Genomic DNA, 18,773 nt, shown 5'->3' with positions numbered 1-18,773 from the left:
ATCGCCGACTGCGGGCCGCTCAGCGCGGCCGCCACGCGCTTCCGATGCACGGTGGTCTCCAGCTGGGCGGCCAACTCCCGGTCGGTGGCGTCGGCCAACTCAGCGCTGGATGTCACCAGCACGCTGGCGGCCATCTCGTCGTGTTCGGCCTGACTGATCAGATCGGCGGCGACATGGACCGGGTCGGCGGTGTGATCGGCCAGGATCGCGATCTCGGTGGGGCCGGCCTCGGCGTCGATGCCCACCTGCGAGCGACAGAGCCGCTTGGCGGCGGTGACGTAGATGTTGCCGGGCCCGGTGATCATGTCGACTGGCGCCAATTCTGCGCCGTCGGTGTCGGTGCCGCCGTAGGCCAGCAACGCCACCGCCTGCGCCCCGCCGACCGCCCAGACCTCGTCGACGCCGAGCAGGCGGGCCGCGGCCAGGACCGTCGGGTGCGGCAGGCCGTTAAAGGCCGCCTGCGGCGGGCTGGCCACCACCAGCGAGCCGACGCCGGCGACCTGGGCCGGCACCACGTTCATCACCACGCTCGACAGGTACACCGCGTTGCCGCCGGGCACGTAGAGCCCGACACGTCCGACCGGAACCCACCGCTGCGTGACCGTGGCGCCGGCGCCCAGCGAAGTCGTGACGTCCGTGCGACGCTGGTCGGCATGCACGGCCCGGCTGCGCTCGATCGCCACCCGCAGCGCGTCGCGGACACCCGCGTCCAGCCCGGCCAGCGCCCCGTCCAGCTCCTCCGCAGACACCCGCACCATCGCTGGTCGCACCCGGTCGAACGACTCACCGAAGTCCAGTGCGGCCTCGGCGCCCCGCTCGGCGACCGCTTCGACGATGGGGCGCACCGTCGGCAACACCGCGTCGACATCGACGCCGCCGCGCGGCAACGCCGCCCGCAGCCGGGCAGCGGACAGCTCGGCGCCGCGCAGGTCGATGCGGGCCATCATGTTCACGCCGACCATTGTCCCAGAGCAGCGCAAATTGAAATTCACGCGCGTCAGTACAGTGACTCCAGACTCACATTGCGAACGGAGCTTGACGTGTCGGCGCAGGATCACCCCAAGAGCCTTCCCGGCGTGCCGTACATCTTCCCGGGCTGGTTGGATCGACTGCAGGCCAGATTCGAGACTCCGTTGGTTCGACGGTTCCAGCGGTTTCCTACCTTCGCGATCGTCGAACATCGGGGCCGCAAGTCGGGCCGACGTTACGAAACCGTCGTGCGTGCCTACTGCAAGGGTTCGGTTTTAGCGGTCCTGTTGGGTCACGGCAAAGCCGACTGGGTCAAGAACATCGTGGCCGCGGGCGAGGCCGACGTGCGCATGTTCCGGCGCGATTTGCACATCATCAACCCGCGAGTGGTGCCTGTCGGCGGTGATACCAGCGAGCTGCACTGGATCGCCCGGCTGGGTGCACATCGGGTTGGGATATTCGTCGCCGATATCGCCTGAACGGCACCACGGTACAGTGACCGCATGCCCGCACAGGATCACCCCAAAAGCGCCCCCGGTGTCCCGGTGCTGTTTCCGCCGTGGCTGGACCGGCTGCAGATCAAGTACATGAACCCGGTGGTGAAAAGGACCGCGCGCTATCTGCCCGGGACCTCGATCATCAAACACCAAGGTCGCAAGTCCAGCAGGCCGTACGAAACGGTCGTGACCACCTACCGCAAAGGCAACCTGCTGGCGATCGCGCTGGGCCATGGCAAGGCGGATTGGGTCAAAAACGTGCTGGCCGCCGGTGAAGCCGACGTGCGGCTGTTTCGCCGCGATGTGCACATCACCAACCCGCGAATCCTGCCGGCAGGCGCCAGTGGCGACGAGGTGCCCTGGCTGGCCCGGTTACAGGGCCGACGGGTCGCCGTCCTCGTCGCCGATATCGCCTGAGCACGCGCTGCCTTATCCTGGACAGGCGGGGCGCGGCATGACTCGGGATGAACTCTTCGCCTCGATCGTGGCGGCACGCCCCGGTCGCGATGACATCGTGTACCTCGAGCGCAGCGGCGAGGCATATCAGTGGCATCTGGTGGCCGACCATGACATGCCATCGTCCACCGCGACACCCGACGTGTGGATGTCGTTTTCGGCGGCCTGGCCCTTCGACCAGTCGGCGCGGCTGCAGGCGTTTTTCGACGACCTGCTCGCCGAGTTGGAGTCGATGGCCGACACCGCGGACCGGTGCCGGTGGCCTATCGACGAGCCCTGGCCGCACCATCACTGATCGGAGGCGAAGATGGTCGACTACCGGATCACCGCCGACGAGCGTGCCAGGTTCAAACGCTGCCGACGTCAATGGGATTTCGCTTCGCCGCACCGCCGCGACCTGGAACCCACCGGACTGGTCGAGCCCGCACTGCCGGCCGCGCTCAAGGATGCCCTCGCGGTCTACTACTACCCGGGTACCTGGGACTGGCAGCATGCGGTGACACAACCTCTGGTGCACAAGGCGCTCAAACGCTCACTGGATGACGCGGGTGCGGCCGAGTTGCTTGAGAACGCTGACGCGCTGCTCGACTGCTACGACGCCTGGGCAGACAGCGTCGACGACTTCGCGCCCATCAAGATCAACCTCGACGTGCAAGCCATGGTGCCGAATCCCGACGAGCCCGAGCGCGGGTTGTTGGTCCACGATGGATCCCCGGTGTTTTATCGGTGCCTGATCGATCTGGTCGCGGCCGACGCGGCCGACGAATACTGGGTGGTCTGCCATCAGGTCGTCGACGAGTGGCAAGACCTGGAGACGTTGGTGCGCGACGAGGAGGCAGTGGCCGCCTGCTGGGCGTTCGAGCAGGATTACCTCGGCGTGCAGATCGTCGGCACCATCCACAACGAGCTTCGTATCGGCGGCCCGCTCGACTTTCCCCCCGCGGGTCGGAAAACCAAAGCAGGCATGATGACTCGGAAGGTCGGGCAAAACGAGCCTAGCGGCGGCGGCCGGTCAATCCCGCAGCACCAACGGGTGATGGCGCGCGCGTTACGACCCGAGGTGACCAACCGGACCGAGCAGCGCACGGCGGGCGTGCTGCGCCGAACGCACATCCGCCGAAGCCGCCACGAGATCACCGCTGTCGGCATGCTGATCGCTGCCGAGGTCGCCGACATGACCAGCTGGCCGACCGTCTACCCGACTTTCGGCGCGCACTGTCGGGTGTGCGAATTCAACGCTCCGTGTCGAGCCATCATCGAGGGAACCGACCCGCAGCCGATGCTGGCGGGCAACTTCCGGCAACATCCCCTCGTGCGGCCGAAGCGGAAATTAGGTCAGTCGACCTTACTCGGCCGGGGAGGCGTGCTGCCGCCATCGTGATCGGCGCAGGTCGCCCCCGAGCGTGGCAGCACGTCGCGTGACCGGATGACCGATTCTTACTCTGAAAAGTAAGTACTGACCCGGATGGACCAACTGGATACCTGATCGACTCGAACGTGCCGCTGGACGTCGCGACCGAGGCCGCCCGCCTATATGTCCAGGCCGATGTCGAGTACCTGCACCGAGTGGGTGAGCGCACCGACGGCCAGATAGTCGACCCCGGTACCGGCGTAGTCGGCGGCGGTGGCCAGCGACAGTCCGCCGGAGGACTCGAGCTTGACCGCGGGCGCCCGCGCGTCACGGCGCTGCACCGCGATCTGGGTCTGCCAGACCGGGAAGTTGTCCAGCAATACCAGTTCGGGCGTCTCGGTCAGCACGTCGTCAAGCTGCTCGAGCGAGTCCACCTCCACCTCGCACGGCAGATCCGGCGCGGCGGCCCGTGCCGCCCGCAGCGCGCCGACCACCCCTGCGGCCGCGACATGGTTGTCCTTGATCAACGCCGCATCGCCCAGGCCCATCCGGTGGTTGACGCCGCCGCCGACCCGCACCGCGTACTTCTGCAGTACACGCAGGCCCGGCAGCGTCTTACGGGTGTCGCGGATCTTCGCCTTGGTGCCGCGCACGGCATCGACCCAGGCGGCCGTCGCGGTGGCAACCCCGGACAGATGGCAGACCAGGTTGAGCATGGTCCGCTCCGCGGTCAGCAGACCGAGCGTGAGGGCCTCCACCGTCAGCAGCGGCGCCCCCGGCTCCAGCCGGGCGCCGTCGGAGACCCGGTCGAGTACCCGGTAGCCGTCGGGGCCGAGCACCTCGTCGAGCACCAGCAGCGCGACGTCCACCCCGGCGATCACACCGGGTTCGCGGGTCACCAGCGCCGCGGTGGCCATCGCACCCTCGGGCACCGTCGCCAGCGTGGTGATGTCCGGCCCGTAGCGGAGATCCTCGTCGAGTGCGCGGCCGATCGTGGCGCGAGCCTCGGTGAGCTCGCAGTCCGAGAGGGGCATCAGACCGCCGCCAGCGCCTCGACGCATACCGCGGTGTCTTCCCCGGCCAGCCGGACCATGCTGCTGCACGGCCGGTCCGAGACGGCGGCACGGTATTCGGCGCGGTGGTGGCAGCCCCGGCTCTCGGTTCGGGCCAGCGCAGCGGCGGCCACCGCGCGGGCAGTCAGGGTCAACGCCACGTCTTCGAGGTCACCACGGCGCACCACCCGGCGTACCGGTGCCTCGGAGAGTGTGTCGGTCAGCCGGCGCAGACCGTCGGCGTCACGGACTACCGACGCGTCACGAGTCATCGCCCGGTGCAGATCGCCGCGGCGCAGCGCGGCACCGTACAGCGGCTCGGCCGCCGTCGCGCGCACGTGTCCGGCGGCCGCGGCATGGGCGGCTGCGGCCCGCCCGGCCCGGCCCCCGACGACCAGGCCTTCCAGCAAGCTGTTGGATGCCAACCGGTTGGCGCCGTGCATCCCGGTGCGAGCCACCTCGCCGGCGGCGTACAGCCCGGGCAGTTCGGTTTGCCCGTCGACGTCGGTGACCACGCCGCCGCAGCTGTAGTGCGCGCCCGGAACCACCGGAATCGGTTGGCGGAGCGGGTCGATGCCGGCGCCCCGGCATGCGGCGGTGACGGTCGGGAAGCGCGTCTGGAAGTCGGCGACGCCGCGGGCGTCGAGATAGACGCACGGGTCGCCGGCGGCGCGCAGCCGCGCGTCGATCGCGGCGGCGACGACGTCGCGCGGCGCCAGATCACCCATCGGATGCACGCCCGCGGTGATCGAATTACCTTGGGCGTCAAGCAAAACAGCGCCCTCACCGCGAATCGCTTCGGTGACCAGCGGTCGCCGGCCGCCGGTGTGACCGTCGAACAGCATGGTCGGATGGAACTGGATGAACTCGATGTCGCTGATCGGCACACCGGCCCATAGCGCCAGCGCGATGCCGTCGCCGGTGGAGCCGTCGGGATTGGTGGTCGCGCCGTACAGGTGTCCCAGCCCGCCGGTGGCCAGGATCACCGACGGCGCGTGGATGATGCCGGGCCCGTCGGGATTGACCGTGAGTACTCCGGTCACGCTTGAACTATCGTGCAGCGCGCGAAGCGCGACGTGGTTGGTGCGGATGTCCAGCGTGGTCGCCGCCTGGTCGAGCGCGCGCTGCACCTCGGCGCCGGTGGCGTCGCCCCCGGCGTGCACGATGCGCCGCCGCGAGTGCCCGCCTTCCCGGGTCAGCGCCCATCGGCCCGGGCCTGATTCATCGAATCGCGCACCGTCACTGACCAATTCGATCACCGCCCGGTAGCCGTCGGCGACGATCGAGGTCACCGCGTCCGGGTCGCACAGGCCGGCGCCGGCGGCCAGCGTGTCGGCCACGTGCGCTTCCACGGTGTCATCGGTATCCGGCAGCACCACCGCGATCCCGCCCTGGGCGTAGTGGGTGGCGGTCACCCCGGGCCGGCGGTCGGCCTTGGACAACACGACGACGCTGCGGCCGGACCGATGCGCGGCCAGCGCGGCGGCCAGGCCGGCGACCCCGGTGCCGATGACGACGACGTCGGCGCGTTGCTGCCAGAGGCGACCGGTGATCATTCGTCGCCGCCGGGCCGGCCGATCGCGATCATCCGCCGCACGCTCTGCCGGGCCAGCCCGGCGGTCTCGGCGTCGACGTGAACTTCGTCGGCGCCCTCGACCAGGCAGCGCAGCAGCGCCGCCGGCGTGATCATCTTCATGAACTTGCACGACGCACGGTCGTTGACGGCCTGGAAGTCGACGTCGGGCGCCGCCTTGCGCAGCTGATACAACATGCCGACCTCGGTCGCCACCAGCACCTGGCGGGCGTTGGTGGCCCGGGCGGCGTCGAGCATGCCGCCGGTGGACAAGATCTTGACCCGGTCCGCCGGGAAGGCGCCCTCACCGGCAAGGTACAGAGCCGAAGTGGCGCAACCACATTCGGGGTGGACGAACAGTTCGGCGTCCGGGTGGTCGCGGGCCTGGTCGGCGAGTTCGTCGCCGTTGATCCCGGCGTGCACGTGGCACTCGCCGGCCCACACGTGCAGGTTCTCTCTACCCGTCACCCGGCGCACATGCGCACCGAGGAACTGATCGGGGCAGAACAGCACCTCGCGGTCGGGGTCTATGGAGGCCACCACGTCGACGGCGTTCGACGAGGTGCAGCAGATGTCGGTGAGCGCTTTCACCGCGGCGGTGGTGTTGACGTAGGAGACGACGACGGCGCCGGGGTGCTCGTCCTTCCAGGCCCGCAGGTCTTCGGGGGTGATCGAGTCCGCCAGCGAGCAGCCGGCCCGCTGGTCCGGGATCAGCACGGTTTTGTCCGGGCTGAGGATCTTGGCGGTCTCGGCCATGAAATGCACCCCGCAGAACACAATGGTGTCCTCGGCCGCGTCGGCGGCGATCCGCGACAACGCCAGCGAGTCGCCGACGTGGTCGGCGACGTTCTGGATCGCCGGCAGCTGGTAGTTGTGCGCCAGGATGGTGGCGTTGCGCAGTTCGGCGAGCCGGCGGATCTCGGCCGCCCACTGCTCGTCGCCGTCGATGCCTGAGTAACCGGTGGGCGAGTTGGTGATCGAAGCGGCCAGGGCATCCGCCGGCGCCAACATGTGAGCCATGGCCGTTCCTTCCGCCCCACCAAGTTTTCGACTTATAATCGAAAACGTGGTCCATAGTAGCACTGCCCATGAAGTGCTCGCCGTCGTGTTCCAGGTTCGCGGCCCGCAGCTCACCGTGCTGCTGTGGCAGCGGGCGCGGGATCCGCAGCGTGGCACGTGGTCGCTGCCCGGCGGCCGGCTGCGCGATGACGAGGACATGACGACCTCGGTTCGGCGGCAATTGGCCGAGAAGGTGGATCTGCGGGAGGTGGCTCACCTGGAGCAACTCGCGGTGTTCTCCGATCCGGTGCGGGTACCCGGTACCCGCACCATCGCATCGACGTTCCTGGGTCTGGTGCCCTCCCCGGCCACTCCGGAGCTGCCGTTCGACACCCGCTGGCATCCGGTGACCGCGCTACCGACGATGGCGTTCGACCACGGTCCGATGGTGGCGCACGCCCGGACCCGGCTGGCCGCCAAGATGTCTTATACGAACATCGGGTTTGCCTTGGCGCCAAGAGAATTCGCTGTGTCAACGCTGCGCGACATTTACAGCGCCGCGCTCGGGTATCAGGTCGACGCGACGAACCTGCAACGGGTGTTGGCCCGCCGGCGTGTCATCACCCAGACCGGCACCGTCGCGCAGTCCGGCCGTAGCGGCGGACGCCCGGCGGCGCTGCACCGCTTCACCGATTCGCAGTTACGCGTCACCGACGAGTTCGCCGCATTACGACCCCCCGGCTGAGCGGGTTGACTGGATTCTTAACCGGTTCTTAAGTAAGAATGCCCCGATGGACATTGGCAGCCTCGCGAAGACAACCGGTGCCGAGTGGATCGGTCGGCCGCAGCATGAGGAGTTGCAGCCGGGCGCCCGCCCGCTGCTGCCATCGGAGGACCCCTTCTACCAGCCGCCGCCCGGCTTTGAGCACGCCTCGCCCGGAACGGTGCTGCACTCACGCGAGGTCGAACTCGCCTATCTGGGCCTGGTCCCACAGCGTGTCAACGCGACGCAGCTGCTGTACCGCACAACGGACATGAATGGGCTGCCGGAAGCCGGGGTGACCACGGTGATCGTGCCTCCCGGCCGGGATCGACAGCAGCCGTGCCCGCTGCTGTCTTACCAATGCGCGATCGACGCGGTGACGTCGCGCTGTTTCCCGTCTTACGCGCTGCGGCGGCACGCCAAAGCCATCGGGGCGCTGGCACAGCTGGAGTTTTTGCTGATCAACGCCGCGCTGGCCGAGGGCTGGGCGGTCTCGGTGCCCGACCACGAGGGTCCCCACGGGACGTGGGGCGCGCCGTACGAGCCGGGTTATTACATCCTCGACGGTGTCCGGGCCGCGCTCGGCTCGGAGCGCCTGGGGCTGTCCCCGTCGGCCCCAGTGGCACTGTGGGGATATTCCGGCGGCGGACTGGCCAGCGCGTGGGCCGCGGAAATCTGCGCCGGCTACGCACCCGAGCTGGACATCGTCGGCGCGGTGCTCGGCTCACCCGTCGGTGATCTTGGTCACACCTTCCGCCGGCTGAATCACACCTTCTTTTCCGGCTTGCCGGCGATGGTGGTGGCCGCGCTGGCGCACGTCTACCCCGACTTGGATCGGGTGATCAAGGAGCACACCAGTGACGAGGGGCGTGCCCTGCTGTGCGAGCTGGAGACGATGACGACCGCGGCGGCAGTCATCCGGATGGCGAGAAAGGACATGGGCGATTACCTGGATCGCCCGCTCGACGAGATCCTGTCGATGCCGGAGGTCGCGCACGTCTTCGACAGCACCAAGCTGGGCACCGCGGCGCCTGCGCCACCGGTGTTGATCGTGCAGGCCGTGCACGACTACCTGATCGACGTCGACGACATCGACGAGCTGGCCGACGCCTACTCAGCCGGTGGGACGAATGTCACCTATCATCGCGACGCGTTCTGCGAGCACATCCTGCTGCACCCGCTGTCGGCGCCGATGACGCTGCGGTGGCTACAGGATCGCTTCACGCGTCGACCACTGACCGATCATCTGATCCGGACCCAGTGGCCGACGATGTTCAACCCGGCCACCTATGTGGGTATGGCGCGGCTCGCCGTGATCGCGGCCAAGGTGATCACCGGCCGGACGGTGCACCGACGTCCGCTGTAACCGGCTCAGGCGCAGGCGATTCGATAACGGGATAACCGCCCAGGTCGTCACGCGCGCTTGCGGCAGCCAGCAAGGCATACACCAATGCGACGGTCGCTACCGGCAGCAGCAGCGTGCAGGCGATCTGCAGCGCGGTGTGACCGAAAAATACCGGCGGCGGCTCAGTGAAGTAGTACACCGGGTTATCGTGTGTCACCGGCGCCGCATCGAAATCGACTGTGCCGTAGTGTAAGTGCACCAGCAGCGCACCTGTGCCGGCAGCGACCGCGGCGGCCCCCAGCACACCGACGCAAAGCCCGGCGACCATCCCCGGCCCGCGATGCGGGCGCCATTGCCAGGCCAGCACGGCCGCCACCACGGCGACCACATTCGTTAGTCCGAACATCAGCACCGCAGCGACGAAGAAGTGCTCGGATTCGGCACCCAGATAGTCGTGCACCCGGTCCCCGTCGTGGGTGAGAGCCACCGCACCGTGGACCGCGGGCGCCATCCACGCCCACAACGCGCCGATCGGTGCACCCGTCAGCAGCAAACCTGCCACCACGATGCCGATGGCCCGCAGCCGTGAGGTGCGGGGTGCGCCCGGAGCCACCGCGCTCATCGCTGTGCCTGCAGGTCGGCGGAGTCCACCCGCCCGTGTCGCGAACATTTCGCCCACCAGCCGTCGGGCCGGACCTGCACGACCAGCCGTCGGCCGCATTCGGCGCAGAACCGGGGCGGCTCGAGCCCGAGTCGGGCGGCCGCCGGCTCCGAGGGGCCGGCCGGCTCATCCCGGCGTAGGCCGGAATAAACGTTGTAGACGCCCGCGCCGAGGAGCGCGGGCAGATCGCGGACCATGCTCCTATTTCTACCGCCAGCCACTTTTACAGGCTTGCGTTGAGCGCCTTGATCGGCATCTGCAGATCGTCGAGCAACTCCAGGTCCGCCTCGGCCGGGCGGCCCAGCGTGGTCAGGTAGTTGCCGACGATCACTGCGTTGATCCCGCCCAGCATGCCCCGTTTGGCCCCCAGGTCACCCAGGGTGATCTCGCGGCCGCCGGCGAAACGCAGCATGGTGCGTGGCAACGCCAGCCGGAAGGCGGCGACAGCTTTCAGCGCTTCGCTGGCCGGCAGCACCTCCAGGTCGCCGAACGGAGTGCCCGGCCGCGGGTTGAGGAAGTTCAGCGGCACCTCGTCGGGGTCGAGTTCGCCGAGGTCGGCGGCGAATTCGGCGCGCTGTTCCAGCGTCTCCCCCATGCCGAGAATGCCGCCGCAGCACACCTCCATCCCGGCCTCACCCACCATCCGCAGCGTCTCCCAGCGCTCTTCCCAGGTGTGGGTGGTCACGACGTTGACGAAGAACGAGCGGGCGGTCTCCAGGTTGTGGTTGTAGCGGTGCACACCCATCGCAGCCAGCCGCTCCACCTGGTCTTCGGTGAGCATGCCCAGCGAGCAGGCGATCTGAATGTCGACCTCGTTGCGGATCGCCTCGATGCCGGCGGCCACCTGGGCCAGCAGCCGCTCATCCGGGCCGCGCACCGCGGCCACGATGCAAAATTCGGTAGCGCCCGTCTTGGCGGTCTGCTTGGCCGCCTCCACCAGGCTCGGGATATCCAGCCAGGCGCTGCGCACCGGCGAGGCGAACAGACCCGACTGCGAGCAGAAGTGGCAATCCTCCGGGCACCCACCGGTTTTCAGGCTGATGATGCCTTCCACCTCGACTTCGGGTCCGCACCAGGCCATCCGGACCTGGTGAGCCAGCGCCAAGAGCTCCTCGAGGCGGTCGTCGGGCATCTGCAACACCGCCAGCACCTGGTCCTGGTTCAGTGGTTCGCCGTGCTCCAGCACCTGTTGCCGGGCCACCGCCAAGATGTCGTCGGCGCGGTTCACATGTTCTCCTGCTCGTCGGGACGAACTTGAACAGTGTTCAGGTTAGGGTAGCGGTGTGCAGCTGCACAAACGTGACGTGGTCGAAGCCGCCACGGCGATCCTCGACAACTACGGGCTCGCCGATTTGACGATGCGCCGGTTGGCCCGCGAGCTCGCGATCACTCCCGGGGCGCTGTACTGGCATTTCGCCGACAAGCAGCACTTGCTCGGCGCCGTCGCCGACCAGGTGCTACGCCCGGCCTGCACCGACTCCGGGCTCGGCCCGGCCACCGACTGGCGCGGGCGGGTGCGCACGGTCTGCGTCCGGCTACGCGATGCCCTGTTGTCGCATACCGACGCCGCAGAGCTGGTCTCGGCGAGCTTCGCGGCCGGCCAATCCCGCGGCATCGCGCAGATCCTGTCGCTGCTGGCCGACGCCGCCACCCACGCCGGGCTGGCCGATGCCCAGTCCTTGCCGGCCGCGCGCACCATCGTCTACTACGTGCTGGGCGTCACCGCCGACGAGCAATCCCGCCTGCAGTGGGATGCAGCGGGTGCTTCGGTAACGCCCCCGGCAGCTGACCCGAGCCGCGATTTCGCCTTCGGGCTGCGGCTGCTGATCGACGGTTTGGCCGTGCAATCAGCACCCGAGCGGGTGCTCGGCCCGCTTGTTGCCGTCCCACCGGCGTAGGCCGGCGAAGCTGCCGTCGATCTGCGATGGTCTTCCGGCAATGCGCAGCGCCCGGCCCAGCTGACTCCCGCCGACCCGTCGGGCGAGTGTGACGTGCGGTGTCCACTGGTCGGGCAGGCTGTTGGGCATCGCTTCGGGCACCAGGTGCGGGTGGCACAGTCGGTGCACTTCTGCGTGCAGGACCAGCAACTCGGCCGTCGGCACGACGAGCCGTGACAGGATTGGCTTCGCCCTGCCGAACAGCAGTGTCCCGCCGACGGCACAGCACAGCGGCAGGCGCTCGACCACGGGGCACAGCAGCTCGTCGACCTCCGCAGCGATCCGGTCGGTCACCACCAGGGTCACGTGCGGGCGCGACGCCGGCGCCTGGCTGGGTATGCCGGCGGCGGCCAGCTCGTCCCAGATTTGGCGGATCGCCGCTTCGGTGTCGGCGTCGAAGACCAGCTCGATCGAATGGACCATCAGCCGACCAACGCGGTTACCCAGCCGCCGTCGAACGTGCCCGTGCTGAGCGCGGCGAACTCGGCGGCGTCCAGCGACCCCGCCCCGGCCGGCAACACCGCCTGCACCGGCGCCAGCTTGGCCAGTGCCGCGCGATTGGAGATCTCCACTGCGGCGGGCCGCGCCGGCCAGCTGCCAATCACCAGTCCGGCACACGAGAGTCCATGCGTAGCAAGGGCTTCCAATGTCAACGCCGTGTGGTTGAGGGTCCCCAGTTCTGCGGTGACCACCACCAGCACCGCGGCTCCGAGATCGACGGCGACGTCGCGTAGCGTGATCCCGTCGCGGGCGATTTCGACCAGTAGCCCGCCGGCGCCTTCGACCAGGGTCAACCGCCCGGGCCAGTCGACACCGCGGACGAGAGCCAACACGTCGGCGCCGGTGGGCAGACGTAGTCCGGCTCGTTCGGCGGCAGCCACCGGCGCCATGGGCTGCGGATAGCGCGCCAGCGCGGCGACTTCGGTCACCCCGGACAACCGGGTTACCTCGGCGAGGTCGTCGTCACCGGCGTCGGTGCCGGTCTGCACCGGTTTGCATACCGCAACGTCCACACCGGCCCGCCGGGCGTGGCAGGCCAGCGCCGCGGTGGCGATCGTCTTGCCGACGCCGGTGCCGGTCCCGGTGACGACCAGGACCGTCAACGCGGCGCCGTCGCGAGTACGTCGGTCAGCACCCGCCGCGCCAGGGCGAGCTCGTCGCTATCCAGCGACGCGCGGGCGGTCAGCCGCAACCGCGACGTACCTGCGGGAACCGTCGGCGGCCGGAAGCAACCCACCCGCACCCCGGCGTCCAGGCAAGCGATTGTGGCGCCCAGCGCCACTTCCGGATCGCCGAGGATCACCGACACCACGGCCGATTGCGGCTCCGGCGTCACGTTGCAGATCTCGGCCAGGGTGCGGGCATGCGCAAGCACCGCTCGCGGCCGCCACGGGTCGGCGGCAAGCACCCGCAGCGCGGCCAGCGCCGCGCCAAGTGCCGCCGGGGCCAGACCGGTGTCGAAGATGAACGGCCGGGCGGCGTCGATCAGGTGATCCCGTACCGCCGCCGAACCGAGCACCGCACCGCCCTGGCTGCCGAGCGCCTTGGACAGCGTGGTCGTCATCACCACGTCGGGCGCCCCGGCCAGGCCGAGCTCGTGCAGCAGGCCACGCCCGCCCACACCGCGCACCCCGAGACCGTGCGCCTCGTCGACGATCAGCAGCGCGCGGTGGCGACGGCACACCTCGTGCAGCCGCCGTACCGGCGACAGCGCGCCGTCGGCGGAAAACACCGAGTCGGTGACGACGACAGCGCGTTCCTCGTCCCGCGCGGCCAGCGCCGCGTCCACCGCGTCGACGTCGCGGTGGCCGGTGACCACCACCCGGGCCCGCGACAGCCGGCATGCGTCGACCAGCGAGGCGTGCGAATAGGCGTCCGACACCAACAGCGAACCCGGGCCCGATAATCCGACAACCGCCCCCAGATTCGCGGTGTATCCAGATGAAAAGACCAAAGCTGTTGCTGCACCGACGAATTCAGCCAAAGCTGACTCGAATTCCTGATGCAGCTCGGTGTCACCGGTGACCAGGCGTGAACCGGTCGCGCCGGCGCCCCAGGTGCGCAGCGCCTGCACACCGCCCTCGATGACCTCCGGATGTTGCGAAAGACCCAGATAGTCGTTGGACGCCAGGTCCAGTTCGGGAGCCACCGCCGGACGCGGGCTCAGCGAGCGCCGCAGCCCGGCGTGCCGGCGCTGCTGCTCGACCACCTCCAGCCAGGCCAGCGGTGAAACATCGATCGGTGCCCTCATCGACCTACAGCCTACGAGAGCCGGTGAGCCTTGCCACGTCGACCATTGCCGAGGTGACCTGCGCGATCTCAGCGGCCCCACAGACGAACGGCGGCATGGCGTACACCAGGTTGCGGAACGGCCGTAGCCATACCCCGTGATCCAGTGCCGCCGGGGTGGCGACGGCCAGGTCGATCGGCCGGTCGCATTCGATGACACCGATCGCTCCACACACCCGGACGTCGGTCACCGCGGGCAGGTCCCACGCCGGTTGCAGCCCGGCGGCTAACCCGGCGCCGATCTCGGCTACCGTCGACCGCCAGTCCTGGCCGATCAGCAATTCGACGCTGGCCACCGAGACCGCACAGGCCAGCGGGTTGGCCATGAATGTGGGCCCGTGCATCAGCGCACCGGCCGCACCGGAGCTGATGGTGTGCGCGAGGTCGGTGGTGCACAACGTGGCGGCCAGGCCGAGGTATCCGCCGGTGAGCGCTTTGCCGACACACATGATGTCCGGGCTCACGTCTGCGTGGTCGGCGGCGAACAGTTCACCGGTGCGGCCGAAGCCGGTCGCGATCTCGTCGAACACCAGCAAAACCTCGTGCCGGGTGCAGATCTCGCGCAGGTCACGCAGATAACGCGGGTCGTGGAAGCGCATCCCGCCGGCGCCCTGCACGACGGGTTCGATGACGACGGCGGCCAGTTCGTCGGCGTGCTGCACCAGCTGCGACCTAAACGCCGCGCTGTAGTCCGGGTCGTAGTCACCGGGCACCTGCGGGGCGAACACCTGGGCGGGCAGCACGTCTTTCCACAGCGCGTGCATGCCGCCGTCGGGGTCGCAGATGCTCATCGGAATAAAGGTGTCGCCGTGGTAGCCGCCGCGCCAGGTCATCAGCCGCCGTTTGGAGGGCCGGCCGCGGCTGCGCCAGTACTGCAACGCCATCTTGACCGCGACCTCCACCGACACCGATCCGGAGTCGCTGAAGAACACCGTCTCCAGGCCGGCGGGAGTGATGTCGACGAGCAGCTTTGCCAGCCGTGCGGCGGGCTCGTGGGTCAGGCCGCCGAACATGACGTGGTTCATCGTGTCCAGCTGCGTGGTCAGCGCCGCGTCGAGAGCCGGGTGGCCGTGCCCGTGGATCGCGGTCCACCAAGAGCTCATCGCGTCGAGCGCCCTGGTCGGCGTGCCGTCGCGGATCAGCGTCAGCCAGGGGCCGCGGGCGCCGACCGCAACCACCGGCGGCACTGCTTCGGCGCCGATCGTGCTGTAGGGATGCCACAGATGGGCGGCATCGATCGCGCTGATCTGCTCGGGCGTCAACGCGGGCATGGAAATCGAGGGTAATGCAGCGCCGGTCGCAGAAACGCCTGCCATCGGGAAGCATTGAACCCCATGGCTCCGCCGCATCAGCCCGATGACCGCTACCCGGGCGAAGGCTCCGACGACCGGAAATCACCGCGAGTGCGGCTGATTCTCTGGGACGTGATCTGCACCGTCGCAATATGGACGGCGTTGTTCGTGGTGGCCACGACCACAAGTTGGCCCTCGCGGCTCTTCGGCTTCGTGGCGGACGTGTGCCCCGCGGATAGTTGCCCGCCAGTGCCGTTCGGCATCGATCTGTGGATCTATCCGGTGGTGTGGGGCGGTATCGGTGCGGCGGTCACCGCGGCGGTGATCGGCCCGTGCGTTTCCCTGGTCAAGGGCTGGTACATGTTTTTCTGGCCGATCTTGGCTATCGCCATCACCGTTCTCTGCTCGGTGGCCGGCTCGGCGATGACCGCCTTCAGCGAACATTATCGGCACTGACGGCATTCGCAGGGTGAGAGCGAAATCACAACTGCGCACTAAAGATTGAGCGCCGGCGAGACAAGCGGTCACCGTTCGGTCACGGTACGACAAAGTTATCCTTCCGAACCCGCCCGACCTATGGGCCAGCGCAGCCTTTTGTTGTAGAAGTGACTGTAGTGACTGTTGTGACTAGTCTCCGGCTGCGTGAAGTCACCGCGCCGAGGCCGGGAGAGGTGGGATTCAACATGAGGCGCATCTACGCCGTCACGGCCGGCGTGGCCGTGGCGATGACCGCAATGGTGGCCAACGCGGGTCTGGCGAACGCTGACCCGCGACCATCCGGCTATGGGCAGCCCATTGATTACGTGATCCAGCGAGCCCTTTCACAACGCGGCGTGCCGTATGTCTACGGCGGCGGCAACGCGTCAGGGCCCACCAATGGGGTCCGCCAAAGCACCGCCACCGGGCCGGGTGCGCTCCCGGGCATTGGCACCCTCCCCGGCACCACCGCCCCGGGCACCGGCACCATTCCCGGCACCGCCCCGGGCGTCGGCACCATTCCCGGCACGGCCCCCGGCACTGGCGCCCTCCCCGGCACTGCCCCGGGCACCGGCGCCCTCCCCGGCACCACCGTCGGATTCGACGCTTCCGGTCTGATTCAGTACGCCTTCGCCGGCGCCGGCATCAAGATGCCGCGGAGGTCGAACGAGCAGTGCAACGTCGGCCGCAAGGTCCCGCCAGCGCAGGCACGCCGCGGTGATCTGCTCTGCTACGGCCCCGGTGGCAGCCAAAGCGTCGCGCTGTACCTCGGAAACGGACAGATGATCGAGGGCACCGAGCCCGCTGTCACGGTCTCAGCGGCACGTACCACCAACATGACTCCATACCTGACCAGGATCATCGAGTCCTGATCGGGCGGCAGCTCAGCCTTCGTGGCCGAAGGCGACTGACGAGTTAGGTAAATTGTCAGTTGATCATGCTGACCCTGTCCCCGACCCGACCGGCGCCCGCTGCCGTTCCGGAATCGGCACCCGCCGCGATGGGAACCCGGAAGACAGGTTTCTACCGCCACGACCTCGACGGCCTGCGCGGCATCGCCATCGCGCTGGTGGCGATGTTCCACGTCTGGTTCGGCCGGGTGTCCGGCGGCGTCGACGTGTTCCTGGCGTTGTCCGGGTTCTTCTTCGGCGGCAAGGTGCTGCGCACCGCGCTCAATCCCGCGTCACCGCTGTCGTTGCTGCCCCAAGTGGCCCGGCTGATCCGCCGGTTGCTGCCGGCTCTGGTGGTGGTGCTGGCGGGCTGTGCGCTGCTGACCATCCTGGTGCAGCCGCAGACCCGCTGGGAGGCCTTCGCCAACCAGAGCCTGGCCAGCCTGGGCTACTACCAGAACTGGGAACTCGCCGACACGGTGGCCGACTATCTGCGGGCCGGCGAAGCGGTCAGCCCGCTGCAGCACATCTGGTCGATGTCGGTGCAGGGCCAGTTCTATGTCGCGTTTCTGGTGCTGGTCTTCGGGTTGGCGTATCTGTGCCGACATCGGCTGGGCGATCGGCAGCGGAGCATGTACGTGCTGGTGCTCAGCGCGTTGACCGCCGCGTCGTTCGGGTACGCGATCTTTGCTCACCAGGCCAACCAGGCGACCGCGTATTACAACAGCTTCGCGCGGGGCTGGGAGCTGCTGATCGGGGCGCTGGCCGGCGCGCTGGTCCCCTACATCCGCTGGCCGATGTGGCTTCGCACGCTGGTCGCGACCGTCGCGCTGGCGGCGATCCTGTCCTGCGGAGCACTCATCGACGGCGTCCGGGAGTTCCCGGGGCCGTGGACGCTGGTCCCGGTCGGGGCGACGGTGCTGTTCATCCTCGCCGGAGCCAACCGCCAGGCCCATCCGGGCACCCGCGACCGGATGCCGCTGCCCAACCGGATCCTGGCGGTCGGGCCGCTGTTCACGCTTGGGGCGATGGCCTATTCGCTGTACCTGTGGCACTGGCCGTTGCTGATCTTCTGGCTGTCGTATACAGGCCACCGACACGCCACCTTCGTCGAGGGCACCGTGGTGTTGCTGATCTCCGGTGTGCTGGCCTACCTGACCATGCGACTGGTCGAGGATCCGCTGCGGTATCGCGCGCCGGTGAACGCCTCGCCGACGCTGGTCCGGACCATCCCATGGCGGTCCCGGCTGCGCCGTCCGACGATGGTCCTGGGTTCGGCAGTGGCCCTGCTGGGCGTGACACTCACCGCGACGTCGTTCACCTGGTGCGAGCACGTCACCGTGCAACGCGCCGACGGCAAAGAGCTGTCCGGGCTCAGTTCGCACGACTATCCCGGGGCGCGCGCACTGGTCAAACACGTGCGGGTGGCCAAACTGCGGATACGGCCCACCGTGTTGGAGGCCAGCGCCGACCTGCCGGCCGCGACCAAGGACGGCTGCATCAGCGATTTCACCAACCCCGCGCTGATCACCTGCACGTACGGCGATGAAAACGCCGCCCGCACCATCGCGCTGGCCGGCGGATCGCATGCCGAACACTGGCTCACCGCTCTCGACCTGCTGGGCCGCATGCACCACTTCAAGGTGGTGACCTACCTCAAAATGGGCTGCGCGCTGTCCACCGAGGAAATTCCGATGATCATGGGCAACAACGCCGCCTATCCCCAGTGCCACGAGTGGGTGGGCAAGACCATGGCGAAGTTGATCGCCGACCACCCCGACTTCGTATTCACCACATCGACCCGGCCGTGGAACATCAAACCCGGCGATGTGATGCCGGGGACCTATATCGGCATCTGGCAGACGTTCTCCGACAACAACATTCCGGTCCTGGCGATGCGTGACACGCCGTGGCTGGTCAAGGACGGCAACCCATTCGAGCCGGCTGACTGCCTGGCCAAAGGCGGCAACGCGCAGTCGTGCGGCATCAAGCGCGCCGATGTGCTATCCGAGACCAACCCGACTATCGACTTCGTCGAGCAGTACCCGCTGCTCAAACCACTGGACATGAGCGACACGGTGTGCCGTGCCCAGATGTGTCGCGCGGTGGAGGGAAATGTGCTGATCTACCACGACGCCCACCACATCTCCGCCACCTACATGCGGACCATGACCAACGAGCTGGGCCGACAGGTCGCTGCCGCCACCGGCTGGTGGTGACCC

General features: G+C 68.5%; 21 protein-coding genes. 10 read left to right on the top strand and 11 right to left on the bottom strand.

The features are described 5' to 3' along the window. On the bottom strand, nt 1-947 hold a 947-nt coding region (gene hisD / locus ACRDTL_RS16680; protein WP_431507816.1), incomplete at its 3' end, for a histidinol dehydrogenase. Nucleotides 948-1,040: 93 nt separating this feature from the next. On the opposite strand from hisD, the gene ACRDTL_RS16675 reads away from it, so the two are divergent. The 4 genes from ACRDTL_RS16675 to ACRDTL_RS16660 are packed head-to-tail and all read left to right on the top strand — an operon-like array spanning nt 1,041 to nt 3,303. After that, nucleotides 1,041-1,448, top strand: coding sequence for a nitroreductase family deazaflavin-dependent oxidoreductase (locus ACRDTL_RS16675; RefSeq protein WP_431507814.1), 408 nt, complete (start codon nt 1,041-1,043; stop codon nt 1,446-1,448). Nucleotides 1,449-1,472: 24 nt separating this feature from the next. Further along, complete coding sequence (locus ACRDTL_RS16670) at nt 1,473-1,883, top strand: nitroreductase family deazaflavin-dependent oxidoreductase (RefSeq protein ID WP_431507813.1); 411 nt, start codon at nt 1,473-1,475, stop codon at nt 1,881-1,883. A gap of 37 nt (nt 1,884-1,920) precedes the next feature. Next, complete coding sequence (locus ACRDTL_RS16665; protein ID WP_431507812.1) at nt 1,921-2,217, top strand: hypothetical protein; 297 nt, start codon at nt 1,921-1,923, stop codon at nt 2,215-2,217. A gap of 12 nt (nt 2,218-2,229) precedes the next feature. Then, a complete protein-coding gene (locus tag ACRDTL_RS16660) occupies nt 2,230-3,303 on the top strand; it encodes a hypothetical protein (protein WP_431507811.1) in 1,074 nt (357 codons plus the stop codon). 149 nt (nt 3,304-3,452) lie between these two features. Here ACRDTL_RS16660 and nadC read toward each other — a convergent pair whose 3' ends face one another. The 3 genes from nadC to nadA are packed head-to-tail and all read right to left on the bottom strand — an operon-like array spanning nt 3,453 to nt 6,918. Then, complete coding sequence (nadC, locus tag ACRDTL_RS16655; RefSeq protein WP_431507810.1) at nt 3,453-4,307, bottom strand: carboxylating nicotinate-nucleotide diphosphorylase; 855 nt, start codon at nt 4,305-4,307, stop codon at nt 3,453-3,455. Continuing rightward, the gene (locus tag ACRDTL_RS16650; RefSeq protein ID WP_431507809.1) at nt 4,307-5,881 is read right to left on the bottom strand and encodes an L-aspartate oxidase; all 1,575 of its coding nucleotides are present in this window, start codon (nt 5,879-5,881) and stop codon (nt 4,307-4,309) included. The genes nadC and ACRDTL_RS16650 overlap by 1 nt, the downstream gene beginning before the upstream one ends. Further along, complete coding sequence (nadA, locus tag ACRDTL_RS16645) at nt 5,878-6,918, bottom strand: quinolinate synthase NadA (protein WP_431507808.1); 1,041 nt, start codon at nt 6,916-6,918, stop codon at nt 5,878-5,880. Before nadA ends, ACRDTL_RS16650 begins: the two co-directional genes overlap by 4 nt. A 46-nt stretch (nt 6,919-6,964) precedes the next feature. Between nadA and ACRDTL_RS16640 the strand changes: the two genes are divergently transcribed. Further along, nucleotides 6,965-7,642 (top strand): NUDIX hydrolase, encoded by a 678-nt coding sequence (locus ACRDTL_RS16640; RefSeq protein WP_431507807.1) that lies wholly within the window; start codon nt 6,965-6,967, stop codon nt 7,640-7,642. A gap of 46 nt (nt 7,643-7,688) precedes the next feature. Next, nucleotides 7,689-9,026 (top strand): lipase family protein, encoded by a 1,338-nt coding sequence (locus tag ACRDTL_RS16635; RefSeq protein ID WP_431507806.1) that lies wholly within the window; start codon nt 7,689-7,691, stop codon nt 9,024-9,026. Here ACRDTL_RS16635 and ACRDTL_RS16630 read toward each other — a convergent pair. Genes ACRDTL_RS16630 through bioB form a run of 3 tightly spaced genes read right to left on the bottom strand, consistent with a single transcriptional unit; the run spans nt 8,992 to nt 10,894 of the window. Further along, entirely contained in the window at nt 8,992-9,627 is a 636-nt protein-coding gene (locus ACRDTL_RS16630) for a DUF2567 domain-containing protein (protein ID WP_431507805.1), read from the bottom strand. The two genes, ACRDTL_RS16635 and ACRDTL_RS16630, sit on opposite strands and share 35 nt — an antisense overlap. Beyond that, the gene (locus tag ACRDTL_RS16625; protein WP_431507804.1) at nt 9,624-9,863 is read right to left on the bottom strand and encodes a hypothetical protein; all 240 of its coding nucleotides are present in this window, start codon (nt 9,861-9,863) and stop codon (nt 9,624-9,626) included. Before ACRDTL_RS16625 ends, ACRDTL_RS16630 begins: the two co-directional genes overlap by 4 nt. A gap of 26 nt (nt 9,864-9,889) precedes the next feature. Further along, entirely contained in the window at nt 9,890-10,894 is a 1,005-nt protein-coding gene (gene bioB, locus ACRDTL_RS16620) for a biotin synthase BioB (protein ID WP_431507803.1), read from the bottom strand. A 55-nt stretch (nt 10,895-10,949) separates the two neighbouring features. On the opposite strand from bioB, the gene ACRDTL_RS16615 reads away from it, so the two are divergent. Next, a complete protein-coding gene (locus ACRDTL_RS16615) occupies nt 10,950-11,564 on the top strand; it encodes a TetR/AcrR family transcriptional regulator C-terminal domain-containing protein (RefSeq protein ID WP_431507802.1) in 615 nt (204 codons plus the stop codon). On the opposite strand, the gene ACRDTL_RS16610 is transcribed toward ACRDTL_RS16615, so the two are convergent. The 4 genes from ACRDTL_RS16610 to ACRDTL_RS16595 are packed head-to-tail and all read right to left on the bottom strand — an operon-like array spanning nt 11,514 to nt 15,163. Next, nucleotides 11,514-12,026: a 2'-5' RNA ligase family protein gene (locus tag ACRDTL_RS16610; protein ID WP_431507801.1), complete on the bottom strand. Its 513-nt coding sequence runs from the start codon at nt 12,024-12,026 to the stop codon at nt 11,514-11,516. The genes ACRDTL_RS16615 and ACRDTL_RS16610 overlap by 51 nt on opposite strands. Then, nucleotides 12,026-12,706 carry a dethiobiotin synthase gene (bioD, locus tag ACRDTL_RS16605; protein ID WP_431507800.1) on the bottom strand — a complete coding sequence of 227 codons (681 nt, stop codon included), beginning with the start codon at nt 12,704-12,706 and terminating at the stop codon, nt 12,026-12,028. The genes ACRDTL_RS16610 and bioD overlap by 1 nt, the downstream gene beginning before the upstream one ends. Next, a complete protein-coding gene (locus tag ACRDTL_RS16600; protein ID WP_431507799.1) occupies nt 12,703-13,854 on the bottom strand; it encodes an 8-amino-7-oxononanoate synthase in 1,152 nt (383 codons plus the stop codon). Before ACRDTL_RS16600 ends, bioD begins: the two co-directional genes overlap by 4 nt. A gap of 4 nt (nt 13,855-13,858) precedes the next feature. Continuing rightward, nucleotides 13,859-15,163 (bottom strand): adenosylmethionine--8-amino-7-oxononanoate transaminase, encoded by a 1,305-nt coding sequence (locus ACRDTL_RS16595; protein ID WP_431507798.1) that lies wholly within the window; start codon nt 15,161-15,163, stop codon nt 13,859-13,861. A gap of 63 nt (nt 15,164-15,226) precedes the next feature. On the opposite strand from ACRDTL_RS16595, the gene ACRDTL_RS16590 reads away from it, so the two are divergent. The 3 genes from ACRDTL_RS16590 (at nt 15,227) to ACRDTL_RS16580 (ending at nt 18,770) form a co-directional block, all read left to right on the top strand. Beyond that, nucleotides 15,227-15,640, top strand: coding sequence for a hypothetical protein (locus ACRDTL_RS16590; RefSeq protein ID WP_431507797.1), 414 nt, complete (start codon nt 15,227-15,229; stop codon nt 15,638-15,640). A gap of 227 nt (nt 15,641-15,867) precedes the next feature. Then, nucleotides 15,868-16,533, top strand: coding sequence for an NlpC/P60 family peptidoglycan-binding protein RipD (gene ripD, locus ACRDTL_RS16585; RefSeq protein ID WP_431507815.1), 666 nt, complete (start codon nt 15,868-15,870; stop codon nt 16,531-16,533). A 65-nt stretch (nt 16,534-16,598) separates the two neighbouring features. After that, a complete protein-coding gene (locus ACRDTL_RS16580; protein ID WP_431507796.1) occupies nt 16,599-18,770 on the top strand; it encodes an acyltransferase family protein in 2,172 nt (723 codons plus the stop codon). Nucleotides 18,771-18,773: the final 3 nt, after the last annotated feature.

Source organism: Mycobacterium sp., from assembly GCF_050700595.1.
Taxonomy (GTDB): Bacteria; Actinomycetota; Actinomycetes; order Mycobacteriales; family Mycobacteriaceae; genus Mycobacterium.
The sequence above is the reverse complement of the archived record's forward strand: the minus strand, read 5'-3'. Positions and strand labels throughout refer to the sequence as shown.